General features: G+C 63.0%; 4 protein-coding genes. 2 read left to right on the plus strand and 2 right to left on the minus strand.

The window, feature by feature from the left end:
- The coding region (locus tag BLR02_RS30220; protein WP_218128105.1) for a hypothetical protein at nt 1–277 on the plus strand (277 nt) is incomplete at its 5' end.
- A gap of 1 nt (nt 278) precedes the next feature.
- Here BLR02_RS30220 and BLR02_RS27965 read toward each other — a convergent pair.
- Together BLR02_RS27965 and BLR02_RS27970 are read right to left on the minus strand one after the other, a co-directional pair.
- A complete protein-coding gene (locus BLR02_RS27965) occupies nt 279–1,091 on the minus strand; it encodes a lytic transglycosylase domain-containing protein (protein ID WP_090665466.1) in 813 nt (270 codons plus the stop codon).
- Between the two features lie 412 nt (nt 1,092–1,503).
- Nucleotides 1,504–2,450 (minus strand): IS630 family transposase gene (locus BLR02_RS27970; RefSeq protein WP_090665468.1). Its coding sequence is split into 2 segments (ribosomal slippage): nt 1,504–2,111 and nt 2,111–2,450, totalling 948 coding nucleotides; the frame shifts between segments, so codons are not numbered across the junction.
- 158 nt (nt 2,451–2,608) lie between these two features.
- Between BLR02_RS27970 and BLR02_RS27975 the strand changes: the two genes are divergently transcribed.
- Entirely contained in the window at nt 2,609–3,445 is an 837-nt protein-coding gene (locus BLR02_RS27975; protein ID WP_090665467.1) for an HpcH/HpaI aldolase family protein, read from the plus strand.
- Nucleotides 3,446–3,715 lie beyond the last annotated feature (270 nt).

The raw sequence follows: 3,715 nt of genomic DNA on the forward strand, positions 1-3,715 counted from the left end.
GCGCTTCTGTTTCATGGCACCACCCCCTCCTCAGGGGTTCACAGTGCCCGAAAAACTTGCGCCCCAACTGGACCAGTTTCGAGGGTCAGGACCAGTGGGGAGACTGGCCGACGCGATGCGGGAAGCGATGAGTGATGCCAAGGTGCAGGACTTCTTCAACGGCACCGCGACAGTTTTATGGCCGATGATGGGGCCGGACCAACTCCAGACATTTGTGGCCGATGAAACGCCGCGCATCGCCAGCTTGATCGCCCGTTCCAACTTGAGGGGCGGTTGATCTATCGTACCTCACGATTGGCAGGCGGACTCCCCGGCGCCGAGTTGTTCCGCCTGGTCCCTGCGGGCGTAGTAGCTAGGCCGGCAGCTACCTGGGGCGAACTTGGTAGTCGGCGAGCCCAAGCAGATTCCAGCAGCGTGCCAGCTCCCGTATACCCTGCCCTGTCTTCGTCCATGCGCCGCAAACGTGCCGCGAACTCAGGCAGGTACATGGAATAGTCAGCACCGGTGTTGATGGCGGGGCTGGCCGATGCCGGCAAAGGCCCGTAGCGCTCCGCCAAAGGCCATAGCGCGAGGACCTTTCGAGCATAATCATTGCCCCGTTCGGCCAGTCGGGAGTGGTACGCGGCGGCCGTGCGCGGCCAGTTGCCCGTGCCTCCGTACAGCGACTTGAGGAAGCGCGCAGCATAGTTCGCATTGGCTTCTGGATCAAAGGCACGTTCAAGGGTGTTGAAGGCTGTCGGATGGTGAAGGAGGTTGACCTGAGCACAACCGACATCAATGGACTTGATACCCCTCGTCTGAAAATTCCTTACTGCCGCAACGGCCTCCTCAATGCTGGCGAAGAAGTAGCCGGTTCCAGACACGTTGATGGTCCAAGGCCAAGGCGCCATACGGCCGGTCACGGGATCAGGCCGCCCGCTTTCCACGAGTGCAATGCTGCGCAACAGCTGCGACGGGATGTGCATTTGCCGTTCCGCTGTCTGGATGGCCGACAAACATCGCTCGCCCGGCGACGGAGTGCGCGAGGTCGTCGGCGATGCCCATGCGAGAACCGGCAGCAATACAAACAGGGCTGCTAAGCTAACCTTCATTCAGTAACAACATTGCGAGTTCACCTGGCATGCAAGGAGGGCTCCAGCGCCGATGCGCGAAGGTACCGAGATTGACACCATAGGCAACAACACAGTTTGGTTGAGTAGCCTCTATGTCGGCCGGACAATGGGCGCGATTATGAGGATCTGGCGTGCAGGGCCGTTATCCTTGGTCATGTCGCTCTTCCGCAACCGATGGGCGACATAGTAGCGGCACGGCCGCCCATTCACCGTCTGCTCTGTTCGCAGGAAGCAGGGTCAGCTACATCAGACTGCGCGATTACCTCCGCTCGGCCCACTTTGCTTCCGCGGGCTGCTCCACACGGCCTTATTCCTAAATGGATCTGTGGTGCGTGTGATGGTTGGGAACTCAGCGCTGAAAGCAAGTGGTGTCCCTTAGAGCATTTTCCCATTAATCTGCGTCATATCCAGCGTTGGCGAAGTAGTTGGTGCACTCGGCTGGGGTGAAGGTGTCGATGATGCGGCCGATGGCGGCCCATAGCCCGTCGAGGCTGCGCTCCGCTGCCGAGCGGAGTGCGGCCTTCAGCTTGGCGAAGGCCTGCTCGATCGGGTTGAAGTCAGGGCTGTAGGGCGGGAGGTAGAGCAGGCTCGCGCCTGCGGCCTCGATGGCGGCTCCCACGCTTGTGCCCTTGTGGCTGCCGAGGTTGTCCATGACGACGATGTCGCCAGGGCGGAGTTCGGGCACCAGCACCTGCTCGACATAGTCCTGGAAGAGCGAGCCGTTGATCGGCCCGTCCAGCACCATCGGCGCCACCATGCCGGTGTTGCGCAGGCCGGCGACGAAGGTGGTGGTGAGCCAATGACCGTGCGGGATGGCGGCGCGCAGCCGCTCGCCCCTTGGCGCCCGGCCGTGGGTCCGGGCCATGTTGGTCGAGGCCCAGGTTTCATCAACAAAGACCAGTCGGTCCGGGTCGAGATCAGGCTGCGCCTCGAACCAGGCCCAGCGCCGCCTCAGGACGTCCGGGCGGTCCTGCTCCGCGGCGTGAGCGGTCTTTTTTTACGCGTCATCCGCCGCCGGTCGAAGAAGCGCCACAGCGTGCCGATGCCGGCCGACACACCAGCCTTGGCCAACTGGGCCTGGATCTCCCGCAGCGTGATGTCCGACTTCTGGTCGACGAGGCGGAGGATCAGCGCCGCATGCGCCTCGATCTGGCCCGAGCGCCGGTCCCCGCCGAGCGGCCCTGGCGCGACCGAACCCGCCTCCCGCACCAGCGCCGCCCAGCGGACTGCACTGGCCGCGCTCACCCCGAAGCGGACGGCCGCCGCACGGCAGGACGACCCCGCCGCGATCGCCGCCACCACGCGTTCCCGTAAGTCGATCGAAAGCGCTTTGGACATCCGCATCGCCCCTCCTGCCAGGACGCTACTGAATCACCACCGCGCAGCCCGTGGGATCACAAGCGATTCAGTCAGGCAGGAAACCGCTCTAGGTTGCGCAGATGTCCTGACCGGACAACACTTGCGATCAGCACCAAGTTAACTGGAGGAAGCAAACCATGCGTCCGAACCGCTTGCGCCAGAAGCTGAACGCCGGAGAGCCCACGATCGGAACGCATATCCTATCCAGCTGGCCCACGCTCGTGGAACTGATTGGCGATGCCGAGAACTACGACTATGTCGAGTTCACTGCCGAGTATGCGCCGTTCACCATGCATGACCTCGACAATCTCGGCCGTGCGTTCGAGTTGAAGAACCTCGCCGGCATGATTAAGGTTGAGCAGAAGCAGTACGCGCATCAGGCGATGCGGGCGATTGGGTCAGGCTTTCAGAGCGTGCTGTTTGCCGATATCCGGACAGTGGCTGACGCCGAAGCATGCGTCGCTGCGGTGCGTGCCGAAACCCCCGGCACCGGCGGGCGGCTTGGTGTCGGCATGCGACGCGATGTGGGCACCGTGCTGGAGGGCGGTTCGCCAGCCTACGTCGACGCGTTGAATGAGGTCGTGATCGCCATCATGGTCGAGAAGCGCGAGTGCGTGGAAGACCTGGAAGCGATCCTGTCGGTTCCAGGCATCGACATGGTGCAGTTCGGGTCATCCGACTACTCGATGAGCCTGGGGCTGACCGGACAGCGATCGCACCCGGATGTCGTGAAGGCAGAGCGCAAGACAATCGAAACAGCGCTGAGGATGGGCAAGCACCCGCGCGTCGAATTAGCGGACATCGCCGGCGCGAAGCCGTACCTGGACATGGGAGTGCAGCACTTCTGCATCGGTTGGGATGTGCGGATCCTGTACAACTGGTGGCGCACCAATGGAGCCGGCATGCGGGCCATGCTGACGGGTGAGGCGGCCGTGGCCCTGGCGCCCCAGCCGGTGAAGACTGGGACCTACTGAAGCGCCAAGGTCACGCTGAGGAGTGCATTTTACCGTCAGCGCACAGGAAGCGTAGGCTGTTAGGGTAGTCCGCTTTCTTTGCTTGCATCCCAGCAACTGCTCGCTGGTCGATTGGGCGCAGCTCATAGGCAGTAGCCCGTCTTCGGCAGCGTCAAGCCACGTAGTCCTCTTCAGCGGTTCTGTCAGGCTTCGCGCCAAAGGTGCTCGGCTTGGCCGCCCGGGCAGCGGCGGGTAGGTTCCTGGCCTGTTGACGGCTGGCCTGGGCCTGAG

It is taken from the genome of Belnapia rosea (assembly GCF_900101615.1).
Classification (GTDB): domain Bacteria; phylum Pseudomonadota; class Alphaproteobacteria; order Acetobacterales; family Acetobacteraceae; genus Belnapia; species Belnapia rosea.

What these genes read in the sequence shown, in the direction of transcription:
- BLR02_RS27975 (WP_090665467.1), top strand. Translation starts at nt 2,609, where the DNA reads ATGCGTCCGAACCGCTTGCGCCAGAAGCTGAACGCCGGAGAGCCCACG.
- BLR02_RS27965 (WP_090665466.1), bottom strand. Translation starts at nt 1,091, where the DNA reads ATGAAGGTTAGCTTAGCAGCCCTGTTTGTATTGCTGCCGGTTCTCGCA.